This window comes from Kibdelosporangium philippinense (genome assembly GCF_021390435.2).
Classification (GTDB): domain Bacteria; phylum Actinomycetota; class Actinomycetes; order Mycobacteriales; family Pseudonocardiaceae; genus Kibdelosporangium; species Kibdelosporangium philippinense.
In genome coordinates, this window is the sequence record NZ_JAJVCN010000003.1 from 837971 (window position 1) to 852952 (window position 14982).

8 protein-coding genes are annotated in these 14982 nt (G+C 64.1%); 6 read left to right on the forward strand and 2 right to left on the reverse strand.

The genetic code is table 11. The features are described 5' to 3' along the window. Nucleotides 1-100: 100 nt before the first annotated feature. The 3 genes from LWC34_RS35845 to LWC34_RS35855 all read left to right on the forward strand — a co-directional run bounded on the left by LWC34_RS35845 (nucleotide 101) and on the right by LWC34_RS35855 (nucleotide 7161). Nucleotides 101-2770: an ATP-binding protein gene (locus LWC34_RS35845; protein WP_233729684.1), complete on the forward strand. Its 2670-nt coding sequence runs from the start codon at nucleotides 101-103 to the stop codon at nucleotides 2768-2770. Nucleotides 2771-2955: 185 nt separating this feature from the next. Continuing rightward, entirely contained in the window at nucleotides 2956-5181 is a 2226-nt protein-coding gene (locus tag LWC34_RS35850; RefSeq protein WP_233729685.1) for an alpha-1,3-galactosidase-related protein, read from the forward strand. 123 nt (nucleotides 5182-5304) lie between these two features. Beyond that, nucleotides 5305-7161, forward strand: a complete 1857-nt coding sequence (locus LWC34_RS35855; protein ID WP_233729686.1) for a penicillin-binding transpeptidase domain-containing protein — start codon at nucleotides 5305-5307, stop codon at nucleotides 7159-7161. Between the two features lie 5 nt (nucleotides 7162-7166). Here the strand turns inward: LWC34_RS35855 and LWC34_RS35860 are convergent, their stop codons facing one another. Continuing rightward, complete coding sequence (locus tag LWC34_RS35860) at nucleotides 7167-8813, reverse strand: ABC transporter substrate-binding protein (RefSeq protein ID WP_233729687.1); 1647 nt, start codon at nucleotides 8811-8813, stop codon at nucleotides 7167-7169. Between the two features lie 27 nt (nucleotides 8814-8840). Beyond that, nucleotides 8841-10232: a LysR family transcriptional regulator gene (locus LWC34_RS35865; RefSeq protein ID WP_233729688.1), complete on the reverse strand. Its 1392-nt coding sequence runs from the start codon at nucleotides 10230-10232 to the stop codon at nucleotides 8841-8843. Between the two features lie 345 nt (nucleotides 10233-10577). On the opposite strand from LWC34_RS35865, the gene LWC34_RS35870 reads away from it, so the two are divergent. The 3 genes from LWC34_RS35870 (at nucleotide 10578) to LWC34_RS35880 (ending at nucleotide 14949) form a co-directional block, all read left to right on the forward strand. Continuing rightward, entirely contained in the window at nucleotides 10578-11390 is an 813-nt protein-coding gene (locus tag LWC34_RS35870; RefSeq protein WP_233729689.1) for an MBL fold metallo-hydrolase, read from the forward strand. Nucleotides 11391-12052: 662 nt separating this feature from the next. Next, entirely contained in the window at nucleotides 12053-13051 is a 999-nt protein-coding gene (locus LWC34_RS35875; protein WP_233729690.1) for a hypothetical protein, read from the forward strand. Between the two features lie 233 nt (nucleotides 13052-13284). Then, nucleotides 13285-14949 carry a thiamine pyrophosphate-binding protein gene (locus LWC34_RS35880; protein ID WP_233729691.1) on the forward strand — a complete coding sequence of 555 codons (1665 nt, stop codon included), beginning with the start codon at nucleotides 13285-13287 and terminating at the stop codon, nucleotides 14947-14949. Nucleotides 14950-14982 lie beyond the last annotated feature (33 nt).

A 14982-nucleotide genomic window follows, 5' to 3' on the forward strand; every position in this document is an offset into this window, starting at 1 on the left:
CGGTTGCCGTCAGTTGTCCACTCACTGACGGCACCACCGGATCAGTTGTAAATCGCCGGAAAAATCAGCCGATCGCGCGGAATGTGTGTAGCCAGATGAGATGGACGCATTCCCGCCCGCGGTACACCGGACGATCTTCGTTGCCGACGTCGAAGGGTTCGGAGCGCGGCGCCGGACGAATCCGGTCCAGGTCGCGATCCGCGAAGGGCTTTATCGAGTGCTGCGCGAGGCATTCGACGCCGCCGGGATTCGCTGGGAAGACTGCTATCGGGAAGACCGCGGCGACGGTGTGCTTGTCCTGATCTTTCCGGGCGTACCAAAACACCTTGTGGCGGCACGATTGCCCGACCAGTTGAGCGCCGCGTTGCGGCGGCACAACCGGGGATGTACCGAGGTCGTTCGTATTCGGCTGCGGGTCGCGGTCCATGCGGGCGAGGTGCATCACGACACGCACGGAGTGGTCGGTACGGCGATCAATCTCGCTTTCCGGTTGCTGGACGCCGCCGCGGTGAAGTCGGCCCTTGCGGCCTCGCCAGGCGTTATCGCGTTGATCGCCTCGGAGTGGTTCTTCGAAGAGGTCATCCGGCACGACCCGGCGAGCAATCCAGCCACGTATCAACGGGTCTGGGTTGCCGTAAAGGAAACACACACCACAGCCTGGATCAGGCTGCCTGACCAGCCCAGCCCCGAAAACGAAGTCGTGATGACCGGCGAGAGGCGCAGTCTTCCGGTTGAGCTGACGAGTTTCGTCGGTCGTACGGCGGAGGTCGCCGAGATCAAGCGGTTGTTGTCGGAGTCCCGCCTGGTAACTCTCACCGGTCCCGGCGGCGTGGGAAAGACAAGGATCGCGTTGCGTGTGGCGGCGGAACTGCGCAATTCCTATCCCGATGGTGTCTATCTGGTGGAACTGTCCGGGTTGCGGGACCCGCAGTTGTTGACCTACACGCTGGCGGCCGCCATGGGATTGCCGGGGCAGACGGCTCGTCCGGCGATCGACGTCCTTGCCGATTATCTGAAAACCAAACGAGTTCTGCTCGTCCTGGACACCTGCGAACACATCATCGACCCGTGCGCGACGCTTGTCGATGTTCTGCTGCGGACGACCACCGCTGTGGATGTGCTGATCACCAGTCGCCAGCCGCTTGATTCGACCGGCGAACGCATCCTCTCGATCAGGCCAATGCCGGTCCCCCAGGGTGGTGAGCCCTTTGGCCGCTACGACGCGTTGACATTGTTCGCCGATCGGGCAGCCGTGGTGCTGCCGGAGTTCGCGGTGACCGAAGAGAATTGGGCAGTCGTCGCCGCGGTGTGCCGTCGGCTCGATGGCATTCCGCTCGCTATCGAGCTCGCGGTAGTGCGGCTGCGGGTGTTTTCGCTCGATCAGATGGTGTCACTGCTCGATGACCGGTTCCGGTTGCTCACCAGGAATCGACGTACGGCGCCGCACAGGCAGCAGACGCTGCGTACCGCGATCGATTGGAGCTATGAGCTCTGCACGCCTGAGGAGCAGCTGCTGTGGGCCCGATTGGCGGTGTTCCCAGCCGATTTCGACGTGCCCGCCGCGCGGCAGATCTGCGCGAACGGAAAACTGGCAGCTCGTCAAATTCTCGAACACCTGGCCGACTTGGTGGACAAGTCAGTTGTCGTCCGGGTGGAAACCAGTGTGGGAACGCGATATCGCCTGTTGGACACCATCCGCGAGTACGGCCGCGAACGAATGGCCACACTCGGCGAAGAAGTGGAACTCCGTCGGCAGCATTGCGAGTTCTATTCGGCCATGGCACAACGGTTCGACGCGGAATGGCTTGGCTCGGCACAGGTTGCGTGGACTCAGTTGCTGAATGCCGAACGCCCGAATCTGCGGATGGCCATGGATTTCTGCTTCAGTGAACCAGGTGAGGCGATGGCCGGACTCACTATGGCGACCACATTGTGGGGATATTGGCTGTGCTCCGCACGGCTGTCAGAGGGGCGTTACTGGTTCGATCGAGGACTGGGACTTCTGCCTGAACCAACGCCGATCCGGGCGCGGGCACTGTGGCTGACCGGCTGGTTCGCGATCGCTCAGGGCGAGCACCCGGCAGGCGAACCGTTGTTCGCGGAATCCAGGGCGATCGCGGAACAGATTGGCGACGATTCCGCCGTCGCCTATGCCATCCAATACCTTGGTGGCCTCGCCATGTTTCAAGGTGATTCCGCGCGTAGCCTCGTGCTGTACGAGGACGCACTGACCCGGCTGCGAACCCTTGGCGACCGTCCCGGTCTGGTGATCATCACGTTTCAGCTGGGCTTGTGCCTTGTCCTCAACGGCCATCTCGATCGAGCCCTCGCCGCGTGCGATGAATCCCTCCTGATCAACGGTGACAACGACGAGCGATGGTGCCGAGGCTGGGCCCTGTACATCAAGGGCCTCGCATTCTGGCTGGTCGGCGACTACTCCGACAGCGTCGAGATGATCATGGCCAGCCTGCGGATGAAACACGAACTCGGCGACATCCAAGGCATCGCGCACTGCCTTGACGTGCTCGGCTGGGGCGCCGCACAGCAAGCCCGGCACGAGCGGGCTGCCTGGCTGCTGGGTGCGGCGCAGCCGCTGTGGCAGAAGATCGGGGTGCCACTGTTCGGCGCGGAGCTCCTGCAGAACTACCACCGTGCGGCCGAAAAGCAGGCGCAGGAGGTGCTCGGGCAGGACACGTACGCGGCGATCTTCCACGCTGGCACGAAACTCACGGTGGACCAGTCGGTGAAACTCGCGACCGAGGACGAGTGACAGATCCATGCCCTGTGGCTTCTCTTGTCCTTCTGATCATCCCTGTTCTATGTTGCCTTCGCGCGCATACATCGGATGCGAGCTCCGTTCTGAGAAGGGACGCGATGAAGTCCATGCATCCGTCGTCCGCCCACACCTCCCGCCGAATCCGGGCATTTGCAGCCGTTATCGCAGGTTGCAGTGTTGTGTCACTGCACTTCACACCCTCGGCGGTCGCCACCGAGTCGACGTCAGACATCGGAGCTATGGTCCAGGTCGACAACAGTCGACGGACGGTCGTCGAGGTCACGGATTTCGGCGCGGACCGCACCGGCAGGAAGGACTCGGCGGCTGGGATCGCCGCGGCCGTCGCGCACGCGAAGCGTCTCAACCGGCCGACGACCGTGCACTTCGCCCCTGGCACGTACCAGATCTACCCGGAGCGCGCCCCCAAGCGGGAGCTCTACATCAGCAACACGATCGGCGCCGACCAGGCGTTGAAGACCAAGAGCATCGGCATCCTGGTCGAGGACATGCGTGATGTCGTCGTGGACGGCGGCGGCTCGACCATCATGAATCACGGGTTCCAGACCGTGTTCGCGGCGATTCGCTCGACCGACGTGCGGTTCACCAACTTCAAGCAGGACTGGGTCGCCCCGAAGACGGTCGACATCACGGTGGCCGAAACCGGCGTCCGGGACGGGCGCGCCTACCGCGTCATCTCCGTGCCGCCGACCTATCCGTATGCCATCGAGGGCACCTCAGTGCGCTGGAATGGCGAGCGCAGCCCGGTGACCGGGCAGCCGTACTGGACCGGGACGAACTCGTTCAACTACGCGCAGGTGTACGACCCGGTGTCGAACAAGGCCCGGCGCATCTCGAACCAGGTCTTCAAGAACGTCGCCGAGATCACCGACCTCGGCAACCGCAAGCTGGAGATCGTCTACAGCAACGGTGTCCCGCCGACGGACAACGGCTACGTCTACGTGATGCGGGAAGACACCCGGGACACCGCGGCGGCCCTGTTCTGGGAATCGGCCAGGATTTCCGTCGACCACATGCGGCTCGGCTATCTGCACGGCTTCGGGATGGTCGGCCAGTTCAGCGAGGACATCACGGTCGACTCGGTCGTCTTCAAGACCGACCGGAAGACCGGTCGCATCACCTCCGGCTTCGCCGACCACATCCAGATGTCCGGCGTCAAAGGAACTGTGCGCATCACCAACTGCGTGTTCGACAACCCGCAGGACGACCCGATCAACGTCCACGGCACGTATCTGAAAGTGACGGGCGCGGAGGGCAAACAGTTGCGGCTGGAGTACATGCACAACCAGACCTCGGGATTCCCGCAGTTCTATCCCGGCGACGTGATCGAGCTCGTCAGCAGCCGCACAATGCTTACGTTGCCCGGTGCGACGGCAACCGTCGTGTCGGTGGACGGTCCCACCGGGCGGAGCGTGCCACCGGGCGTCGATCCCGCGACTTATCTACGCACCATGACCGTGGTGGTCGACCGTCCGTTGCCTGATGCGGTCATCGCGGCTCCGGGCGACTTCGCTGCGGAGAACGTCACCTATACGCCGTCGGTCGTGATCAAGAACAACACCTTCACGGCGGTGCCCACCCGCGGAATCCTTGTCACCACACGCAAACCCGTGCTGATCGAGGACAACCACTTCGACGGCATGACCATGGCCAGCATCTACATCTCGTCGGACGCCCGCTCCTGGTACGAGTCCGGCCCGGTCCAGGATGTCGTCATCCGCGGCAACGTCTTCGACCGCCCGGCGAGCCCGGTGATCTTCTTCGACCCAACCAACCAGGAAGTCGTGCCTGGACAACCGGTACACCGGAACGTGCGGATCGAAGACAACGACTTCAACCTCATCTCCGGAACGGTGATCGGAGGCCGCAGCGTCGGCGATCTGACCTTCCGTGACAACCGGATCAACCACTACTCCGGCCTCCACCTGACCGGCCCAGATCGGCCGTTGTACGCCGGAAGCACCGCGAAACTCGCCACAGACGCGCCATCCCCATCCAGCACAGCGCCACTGTTCACATTCGACGGTGGCGACGACATCACCTTCGCCGGAAACCATTACGACAAAGGATTCAACCAACGCGTCAGCACAACCAACATGCCCGCCTCAGAGGTCACGGTCAGCGGCGACGCTCTAACCCTGAACGCGGACAACATCACCAGCACGCCCGTGAGCGTGACCTACACGAGCTCAGCACCTTCCGTCGCCACTGTCGACAGCAACGGTGTGGTGACAGGGCACCGAAAGGGTCGGGCCGTGATCACGGCACAGGCGACGATCGGCGGCAAACGCGTCCGCTCCAACCCGTTGACGGTGTCGGTAGCGTCCATGCCTGAGGTTCCGAAAGGCCAGTCGGCTCACCTGCTCGTGAGTGGTTATCCGTGTTAGAACACGGATAACCACTCACGAGGCTTCCCCCTAAAGCGTGAGTCGTTTTCGCCGATACCTGTCACCGTAGGTAGGGTCGGGTTACGTCAGGACAGACTGCTGATGCGTAGGGGAGAAATTCTTATGCGGCATCGCCGGAAGCCGACCGGACTGCTGATTTCGCTCACCGCCGCCACGGCTCTGACAGCATGCTCGAGTGACACCGACGGGGCGACCAAGTCGCTGGACGCCTTCCTGGCCGCGTGGCGCGGCGGCACGATTCCTGGCAATGAGCAGCAGTATCAGCGGTTGACCGACAGGTTGGGCACTCGTACCCCGGAGTTGACTGCCGACAAGGTCACTGTCGACGGCGACAACGCCTCCGCTCCGGTGAATGTCACTTGGTCTCTGGGTGGTGGGGTTCGCTGGCAGTACCCGACGACCGTTCGATTGACCCAGCGCGACGGTAATTGGCAGGTGGATTGGACTCCTGCCACCGTGCACCCTGATCTCGCTCCGGGGAGCCAGCTTGTGCGCAGGCAGGGCGAGCAGGAGCGCGGGTCGATCATGAATGCCGCTGGCGAAGCGATTACGAAGCCACAGCCTGTGGTGGTGGTCGGGGTCAAACGCAGTGCTGTCACCGATCCTGACAAGCTTGCCAAGGATCTTGGGGCCGCCCTCGCTGCCGACGGCGTTGACACGAGCGGGCTGCCCAAGCGGATCAACGAGGCCAAGCCGGATGCCTTCGTTTCGGTCATCACCTTGCGCAAGGAGCGGTATTCCCAGATACGAGCGCAGATCCGCGACCTTCCTGGCACGGTGTTCCGGGAAGAAACCCGGGTTCTGGCGCCCACAAGGGAGTACGCCCGCGCGTTGCTTGGTTCGGTTGGCCCGGTTACCAAAGACCAATTGGACCGCAATCCTGGCAAGTATGTGACAGGTGATGAGGTCGGGCAGGGTGGTCTGCAGCAGCGGTACGACGACCTCTTGCGGGGCGCCCCTGCGGTGACTGTCTCAGCAGTCGCCGACAAGCCCGGTGACACGGGCAAAGAGTTGTTCCGCAACGAAGCCAAGCCTGGCTCGCCGCTGCGAACCACGATCGACAACAAGGTGCAGACGGCCGCGGACGCTGCTGTGGCACCGGAAGCCAAGAAGGCTGCCCTCGTCGCGGTTCGTATCTCCGACGGCGCTGTGCTCGGTGTGGCCAACTCCCCCAGCGCTGGCGCGCAGAACCTGGCCATGGAAGCCAAGGTTCCGCCGGGGTCAACGTTCAAAATGATCAGCGCGCTCACTCTGCTTGATTCCGGTGCGGTGGATCTGGATCAGCAGGTGCCGTGCCCAGCCACCACGACCGTGGAAGGGCGCAGCTTCAAGAACGCGTGGAACGGCGGCCTCGACAACGCCACCTTCCGCAGTGCCTTCGCGAACTCGTGCAATACCGCTTTCGTCGCACTGGCGCCAAAGCTCGGCTCGGATGGTCTGGCCAAGACCGCGAAACCGCTCGGCATAGGCGAACCGTGGGACCTTGGCGCGGATATGTACGCGGGCTCCGTGCCCGCTGGCGGCAGTGCCGTCGACCAAGCCGCCGCTTCCTTCGGGCAGGGCAAGACTGTGGTGAGCCCGATCGTGATCGCGGGTGCCACTGCTGGTGTGGCCGCGGGTCAGTGGCGTCAGCCCAAATTGGTGCTCGAACCCGCGCCAGCCAAGCCTGCCGCCGATGGTCCACAGCTCAACGCGGGGTCGCTGGAGAAGTTGCGCACCATGATGCGTGAAGTGATCACCGCGGGATCTGCCAAGGCGCTCAACGGTGTCAAGGGCGGCCCGGTGTCCGGCAAGACCGGCACAGCGGAGTACGGCACCGAGAACCCGCCGCGCAGCCACAGCTGGTTCACCGGCTGGCAGGGCGATATCGCGTTCGCGGTCTTCGTCGAAGACGGCGGCAACGAGGCCAGCTTGGCCGTCTCCGCGGCCAAGCGTTTCCTCACCGCCGTCAACTCCTAAGTGGATTAGTCGTTCGCGCCCATGCCGACGTAGTCGTACATGCCGAACGACCCCGTCACGTAGACGTTGGTGGCGTGCGGGTCCCGGTACAGCAGAGACCGCGGGTACAGATAGGGCACGATCACCGCGTGCTCCATGGTCAGCCGGTCGATCTTGTGCCAGATCGCCGCCCGCTCAGCCTGATCCGTGCAGTTCGCACCGCGATCGAGCAGATCGTTGATCTCCGGGTCGTCCAGCTCGCCCATGTTCTGGTTGCCGCGCTCCTTGATCGCCCTTCCGTCGACGATCTGCTGCAGGAACCCATATCCGTCAGGGAAATCGGCACCCCAGCCGAACATGATGATCCCGATCCCGTTCTCGGCGAGGTATGCCGGGCAGCCGCCGTACCGGTCGAAGTAGTCACCGGACGGGTGACCGACCACTTCGGCCTCGATCCCGACCTTGGCAAGCCCGGCGGCGAGCGCCTCGGCGGCACGGTATTCCTTGAGACGGTCGGTACGTGCGGCGATCTTTGTCCGGAAGCCTTGCGGCATACCGGCTTTGGCGAGTTCGGCGCGAGCCGCGTCGAGGTCGCCAGTGCCGTCCTCGCCGACCGGATAGCGGTCGAACGGCTGGTATCCGTCGATCGTCGGCGGCAGGATGGTCGTAGCGAGGTCGCCGCCGACCGATCCGCCATACGCGAGCTGCATCGCCACCTTGTCCGTGGCGTACTGCACGGCACGGCGGCAGTGCACGTTGTCGAATGGCGCGATCTTGCTGGAAATACAGTAGATCCAGGTAAACCCGGTCAACGGGTTGTCCGCATTGGACTTCATGGCCGGGTCGGACAGTATGCGTTCCTGTGTGGAGGGTTGCACGCCGAAGCCGGCGAGGTCGATGTGCGCCTCGCCGTCAAGCAGCATGCGATCCACCTCGTGCGGCTCCGCGCCAAGCACGACCTCGACGCGCTCGGCGCGCTGCTTGCGCACCGGATCCGTCGCCGGATCCCAGTGCGGGTTGCGCTCAAGCACGACCAGCTTTCCCTGGTCATAGCTCGAAACCCGATAGGGCCCACTGGATACCGGACGGAGGCGGTAGTCCGCGCCGGTGTCAGCCGAGCGTGGCACCGGTGTGGTGCTTGGCATCGTGGCAAGCAGGTCGAGACCGGCGAACGGCTGCTGGAGACGGAAGACCAGGGTGCGCTCGTCGGGCACCTCCAGCGTCGTCGGACCGTCCACAGTGGGCTCACGCCACGGGCCGCCGTAGTCGGTGCCGAGCAGTTGGCGGAAGTAGGTCGGGCCCGCGCCGAGAACGTCGGTGCCGTAGTTGCTTCTGGCGATCGCGTACTTGATGTCGGCCGCGGTGATCGGGCTGCCGTCCTCGAAGGTGAGCCCGGGCCGTAGCCGGTATGTCCACGTCCGTCCGCCGTCGGACACCTCGCCCAACGACTCGGCCAGGTCTGGCACGAGCCGTTGCCCTGCTTTGCCTGGCACGGTGTCGAAAGTGACCAGTGTCCGGCCGATGAAACGGAGGAAGTTCCAGGTGTACGCGTAGTAGGTGTTGCCGGGATCCAACGAGTCGAAGTCGTCGGTACGGACCAGCCGCAGTGTGCCGCCCATCCGGTCGGTTGGGTTGACAACACCGCGCACAGCCGCGTTGAAGCCGTCGGTCATCTCAGTTCTTCCTCACTATCGCAGACGTCAGTCCGAGACACGACATTCCGGCACCCTCGGGCCCCGTTTGATGTCATCGAGCAGTTCGTCGAACTCGACTTGAGCCGCGTTGACCTCGGCGAGAAGCCGCCTTGCCAACGGCGTGAGCGCGGTCCCCTGGTGGCCACGGCGCAGCAGCCGCGCTCCCAGCTGACGCTCAAGCCGGCCAACCTTGCGGGTCAGCGCGGGCTGCGTGATCAGCAGCTGCGGCGCCGCGCGGTTCAGGCTGCCACTGTTGTTGATCACTCGGAGCAGGTGCAGATCCTCCGGCCACAGGCGCAGGTTCGACTGGTTGTCGCTGCTGGTCAAGCCGGGCAGCGCGCCGGAAACGTCAGTGCCGATCTCCTCGGCCTGCGGCATCGACCCGGCCGCATGGAAGTCCACATTGGACAGGCAGCGCGGGTTGCGCTTCATCGCCTTCCACTGGTAGCTGGTGCACAGCGCGCTGCACAGCACCTTCGCCAGGCCGTCGTTGATCACCAAGGGATCGACCACGAGCTGGTGCAAGCGCTTGGGCGCGTGGCGAAGCGGCCGGGTGACGAAGCCAGATCCGGCCACCGGCAACAAAGTCAGCGGCGAGACGAGCGCGACCCCTTCGCCGCGCCATAACAGGCCACGAGTCGCGGACAGCGACGGAACCACGTGCGAGATTTCCGGGCTGTATCCGTAGGGCGCGCATATTTCGGCAAGCCCTCGCTTCGCCCGCTCGTCGCCGACGACGATCCACCGGTCGTCTCGCAGGTCCTCCAGTGACACCTCAGCGTCGTTGGCGCAGCGGTGACCGGCGGGCAACGACACCCACATCGTGTCGCTGAGCACGTCGTGCGCCACGCTTCTGCGGCTGAAACGCCTGCGCTGCTGCGGATAGGTCCACCCGTACACCGCGTCCACCGCGTGCTGTTCGAACATGTCGATGCCTTGGGCCCGAGGGGCGGTCGTGACATCGACGACGAAACCCTCAAGGCGTCGTGCCGTGTCGTCGACGAAGTCCTCCCAGTTGCGGCCGAAGAAAGCCATCCGCAACACCGGTCGCGGCAACTGCGGCGATCCCGACGGCATGTCGACCAGACGGTGCACGACATCAGCGAGCGTGGCCTGAAACCGCCTCGCCGCGGCGAGCACCGCCAAGCCCGCTCTGGTCAGCCGGAGGTGTTCGTCGGCCCTGATCGCCAGTTCGGCACCGATGCGGTGTTCCAGCCTGGCCAGCTGACGCCGGACGGTCGGCTGGCTGATCCGCAGGCGTTTGCCTGCTGCCGCAACGGAGTTCGTCTCGGCGACGGCCTTGAGCAGGTCCATGTCGTCCTGGCTCAGCCGGATTTGGAGAATGTCCTTGTCGGCCTCGCCGTTGTTGAGCAATCTGGCACCGCCGCCGGCTACCACGTCGTGACCCCCCAGTTGATCCAACCTGTCTCCGGTAAAGAATTTACGAGACGTTCCGCCGTGCCGATTAGGGCCGTTCGGGCTAATTGCTTACTGACGTCGCACGACCGGGTGATCAGTCGCGGTCATCGGCGAGTCCGGTTACGTCGTTTCGGATTTACCACGAGGATCGACGCGCATTGATCACCCACAAACCGCCGAAATGTTGGTGGAGGCCGGATGTTCGCCGAATTTGATGTTGTGAGTCGACGTGGCCTGTTCCGCGGCTCGTTACTCGCGGCTGCCTTGAGCGCCCCAGTTCTCCCCTCGGTCGCGAGCAGTGAGGCACAGGCCAGTCCAATTGGCATGACACTGCGCTGGTTCGGCACATCTAGCTGGGAGTTCGCGTTCGGAACGCATCGCGTACTCGTCGATCCGTGGCTGACCCGGTTTCCGTCAACCCTCCCCAACGGCGCCTTCGACGAGTCCTTGCCTTTGTCGATCAACGAACCCCTGATTGACCAACATCTTCCTGGAGCTGATCTCATTCTGGTGACGCACGGCCATTTCGACCATATCGGCGACGTGCCCTATTTGTCACGCAGGAACCCCGGCACCAAGATCGTCGGCACGGAGAGTCACGGTCACCTGCTCGGCGCGATGGGCGTGCCGGACCGGTCAATGATCACGGTGAGTGGCAGCGAGTACCTGGATTTCGGCGCATATCAAGTACGCGTGTTGCGCAGCCTGCACAGTCGCAACCGTGAACACAGTTATCTCGCACCAGGTGTGCTCACTGCGCGTCCACAACCGCCTCGGACGATTGGAGATCTCGTCGAGGGCGGCACACTCGCGTATCTACTGTCCGTGAACGGAACGGACATCCTCATACTCGGGACGGGCAACTGCATCGACCGTGAACTCGCCGGACTACGGCCCGATGTGGCGATTATCGCCGTGCCGCCATGCGGCGCTACTTTCCGCTACCTGGAACGCACCCTTGAGGCGTTGGATGGCCCGAGCTACGTCCTGCCCAACCATCACGACGATATGAACCGGCCACTGGGCGAGACCGTGATCGACCCAGAAGTCATGGCTTCGTTCCGCAGGACGGTCGCCGACGTCAGCCCGGCCTCGAAGATCATCGAGCCCGCCCATCTCGTGCCCATCACCTTGTAGTTTCTTCGGCACCATGGCACTGAGCTGGGGTTATACCGATTGCGGCGCGGTCATGCCGAACCGCGAGACCCCCTACTCCCCAAGGGAGTTCCGGCCGAAGATCTAGTTCGTCGCTGAGGTCAGCACGTCCATCCGCGCGAGTCCGGGTGTCGGAAGGTAGCGAATGCGAGGTCGCTACCACTGGAGTGGCCGACGTCCTGACACACGCGGGTCGTCAGCACGGCCGTGACTCTGTGTTGCCCTCATCGGCGGTTCCGGCTGCGCGAGTGCTGGCGGTATTTATACCCACTGTCGTTACGCGAATAGAAAGTGTTATCGGGAAACAAGGGGCTTTCGTCGGTATTCAGCCAGGGCTGAACACCGACGAAAGATGGGGCCGCGACGACCCGATCTCGGTAAGATCACGACTGAGGATCTTTCACTACTCCTCGCGTGCACACGGGACAACCGCGGTAGGCCATTGCCGCCACGGATGAGCGGTGCCGGTAATCCAGCACACCGTTTCGCGGTCGATGTCCAACTGAACATTCCGGAATGACGGCTCTGGGTGGAAAGACAGCCGTGCTCATTCCGGCTGTTCAGCCACGCGAATCGGCGGACGACATCGCGGTCCCGCCGTGTTCACCGCGTCTTTCGGACGAATTAACAAGGGAAGGAACAACGTGCGACCAGTAGTTAGCACGCTCGCCGCACTGGCGTTGACCGCAGTTATACCCACAACGGCATCCGCGGAAGTAGAAGCAGCGGCGACGAGCAACGTCGCGACGGCGATCAACGACAGCGGAGTCGTCGTCGGGCGCAAGGGGTCGACCGGAGTGCGCTGGGCGGCCAACGGCACGGTCACCAGGCTCGGCACGCTTCCGGGCTCCGATATCACCCAGCCCGCCGCGATCAACAGCAGTGGCGTGACCGTGGGCTGGCACAACCCCAACGGAGTAGGCCGGGCCGCGAATTGGGACGCCGCGGGCAAGATCACTCTGCTGCCTGTCCCCGCGGGCATGCACAGCGACGCGTTCGACATCAACACCGCGGGTGTGATCATCGGCAGTCTTTCCCCTGCCGGAGGGCCGGTGCGGTGGGAAACCACTGGTGCCATCACCACGTTGGCCAGTCTGCCCGGCTACGGCGTGGCAAAGGCGGAGGCGCTGAACGATTCCGGCATAGCCGTCGGCAGAGCCACACGTCCCGGTCCTGAACCCGAGAGCACGGAAGACCAAGCAGTGCGGTGGGACAGCAGCGGTGCCGTGACCGCACTGCCTCCACTGGTCGCCGGTAAGCAAAGCGCGGCCTACGACATCAACAGCAACGGCGTCATCGTCGGTGCGGCGCAGGACGCCACGGGTGTGTTCCGACCCGTGCAGTGGGACAGCGCTGGCAACATCACCAAGCTGGCCGACCGGCTCACCGCGGTGGAGAGTGTTATCGCGATCAACAACAACGGCGAAATCATCGGCTTCACGTCGGGGCCAGGACGCACTGACCCGGCGCGGTGGGACAGCAGCGGCACCCTCACCAGGCTCAAGCAGCTTTCCAGCGACGCTTGGACGATCCCATCGGACTTGAACAACAACGGTGTCGCAGTCGGGATGGACCAGAGCGACAGTGGGGCGATCAACGCCGTGCGGTGGGACCGTGCGGGCAACGTCACCAAGCTTCCGTAACCACAAGGAAATAGTGACCAGCGCCGCAGCAAGCATGACGCCACGGCGCTGGTCGGCATGTGGCCAACGCACCATTGTGGACAGTGCGCCTCCTATGCACCTCCGCGACGACCTATGCACACGTTCACCGCACGGTGGCTTCATGACGGGCAAACGACTGGACTGGCATCGACCGCCGTAGAGCGTCGCGAGAGCTGTCCCGCGGCGTACCCACCGCGCTGAGGAGCCTTTACATGTCGTCCACCGCAGCCAAACTGATGCTGTCGCGCTTACGTGACCACGGCGTCGAGCACGTCTTCGGAATCGTTGGCCGTGAGGCAGCGGCGATTCTGTTCGACGAGGTCGACGGCATTGACTTCGTGCTGACCCGGCACGAGTTCACCGCGGGCGTGATGGCCGACGTGATGGCCCGCCTGACCAACCGGCCACAGGCCTGCTTCGCCACCCTTGGCCCCGGCGCGACGAACCTCTCCACCGGTGTGGCCACCTCTGCCCTTGACCGCAGCGCGGTCATCGCACTGGCAGCACAGTCTGAATCACACGACTACTTCCCCAACGACACCCACCAGTGCGTCGACACCGTCGGTGTGATGAAGCCGCTGACGAAGTACGCCGCCCAGCTTGAGCGTCCCGGCGACATCGTTGACCTCGTTGACTCCGCGGTACAGGCGGCGACGGTCGAGCCGCTCGGCCCGAGTTTCCTCAGCCTGCCGGTGGACCTGCTCGGCGCGAAGGTGGAGAACCCGATTGCGTCCCAGGCGCCGTCATCGGCCGTGCGCGGAGTCGTTGACCCGAACTGGCAAGCCGAGTTGGCGCGCGTCGTTCCGTTGCTGGAGAACGCCAAGCACCCGGTGCTGGTCGTCGGCAGTGCGACGATTCGGGCCGGTGGGGTCGCGGCGCTGCGCAAGTTCGTCGAGCGCTTGAACATCCCGGTGATCACGACTTACACCGCCAAGGGCGTCCTGCCGTCGGATCACCCGCTGAACTACGGCGCGATCAGCGGTTACATGGACGGCATTCTCGACTTCCCCGCGCTTGACACGCTCTTCGGACCGGCCGACCTGTTGATCACCCTTGGCTACGACTACGCCGAGGACCTGCGGCCGGGCATGTGGGTCAAGGGCGACCCCAAGACGGTCGTACGCGTCTCGCCGACCCCGAATCCAATCCCCCGGGTGTTCCGGCCGGATGTCGACGTCGTTGTCGACCCGGTCAGCTTCCTTGCCGGCCTTGAGCAAGCGACCGCGAGCCTGCCCGCAAAGACGCCGCACGACATCGCGCCGCTGCGGGCAAGGATCGCGGAGTTCCTGTCCGACCCGAAGGAGTACCCGGACGGCATGCGGGTGCACCAGGTCATCGACACGATGAACTCGGCACTGCGCGGCGGCACGTTCGTCAGCGATATCGGCTACTTCCGGCACTATGGCGTGCTGTTCGCCAAGGCCGACCAGCCGTACGGCTTCCTCACCTCCGCTGGCTGCTCCAGTTTCGGGTACGGCCTGCCCGCGGCGATGGCCGCGCAGATGGCCCGCCCGACCGAGCCGGTGTTCCTGATCGCCGGTGACGGCGGGTTCCACTCCAACAGCGCTGACCTGGAAACCGCCGCACGGCTGAACCTGCCGATCGTGATGGTTGTGGTGAACAACAGCCGCAACGGCCTGATCGAGCTGTACCAGAACCTCGGCCACGGTCGCTCGCACAACCCGGCGGTCGGTTTCGCCGACGTCGACTTCGTGCAGCTGGCGCAGGCCAACGGTGTCGAGGCGGTGCGTGCCGAGGACCGCACCAGCTTGGCTTCGGCTCTGCACAAGGGTCTTGAGCTGCGTCGGCCGTTCCTCATCGAGGTGCCGATCGCCTACGAGTTCTCCTCCGGCGGGTTCGACGCGCTGGACGTCTAAAAAGGACAGCCGTCGGCACGGCACGAGGAAGGA

What these genes read in the sequence shown, in the direction of transcription:
- LWC34_RS35845 (WP_233729684.1), top strand. Translation starts at nt 101, where the DNA reads ATGGACGCATTCCCGCCCGCGGTACACCGGACGATCTTCGTTGCCGAC.
- LWC34_RS35855 (WP_233729686.1), top strand. Translation starts at nt 5,305, where the DNA reads ATGCGGCATCGCCGGAAGCCGACCGGACTGCTGATTTCGCTCACCGCC.
- LWC34_RS35860 (WP_233729687.1), bottom strand. Translation starts at nt 8,813, where the DNA reads ATGACCGACGGCTTCAACGCGGCTGTGCGCGGTGTTGTCAACCCAACC.
- LWC34_RS35870 (WP_233729689.1), top strand. Translation starts at nt 10,578, where the DNA reads ATGACACTGCGCTGGTTCGGCACATCTAGCTGGGAGTTCGCGTTCGGA.
- LWC34_RS35880 (WP_233729691.1), top strand. Translation starts at nt 13,285, where the DNA reads ATGTCGTCCACCGCAGCCAAACTGATGCTGTCGCGCTTACGTGACCAC.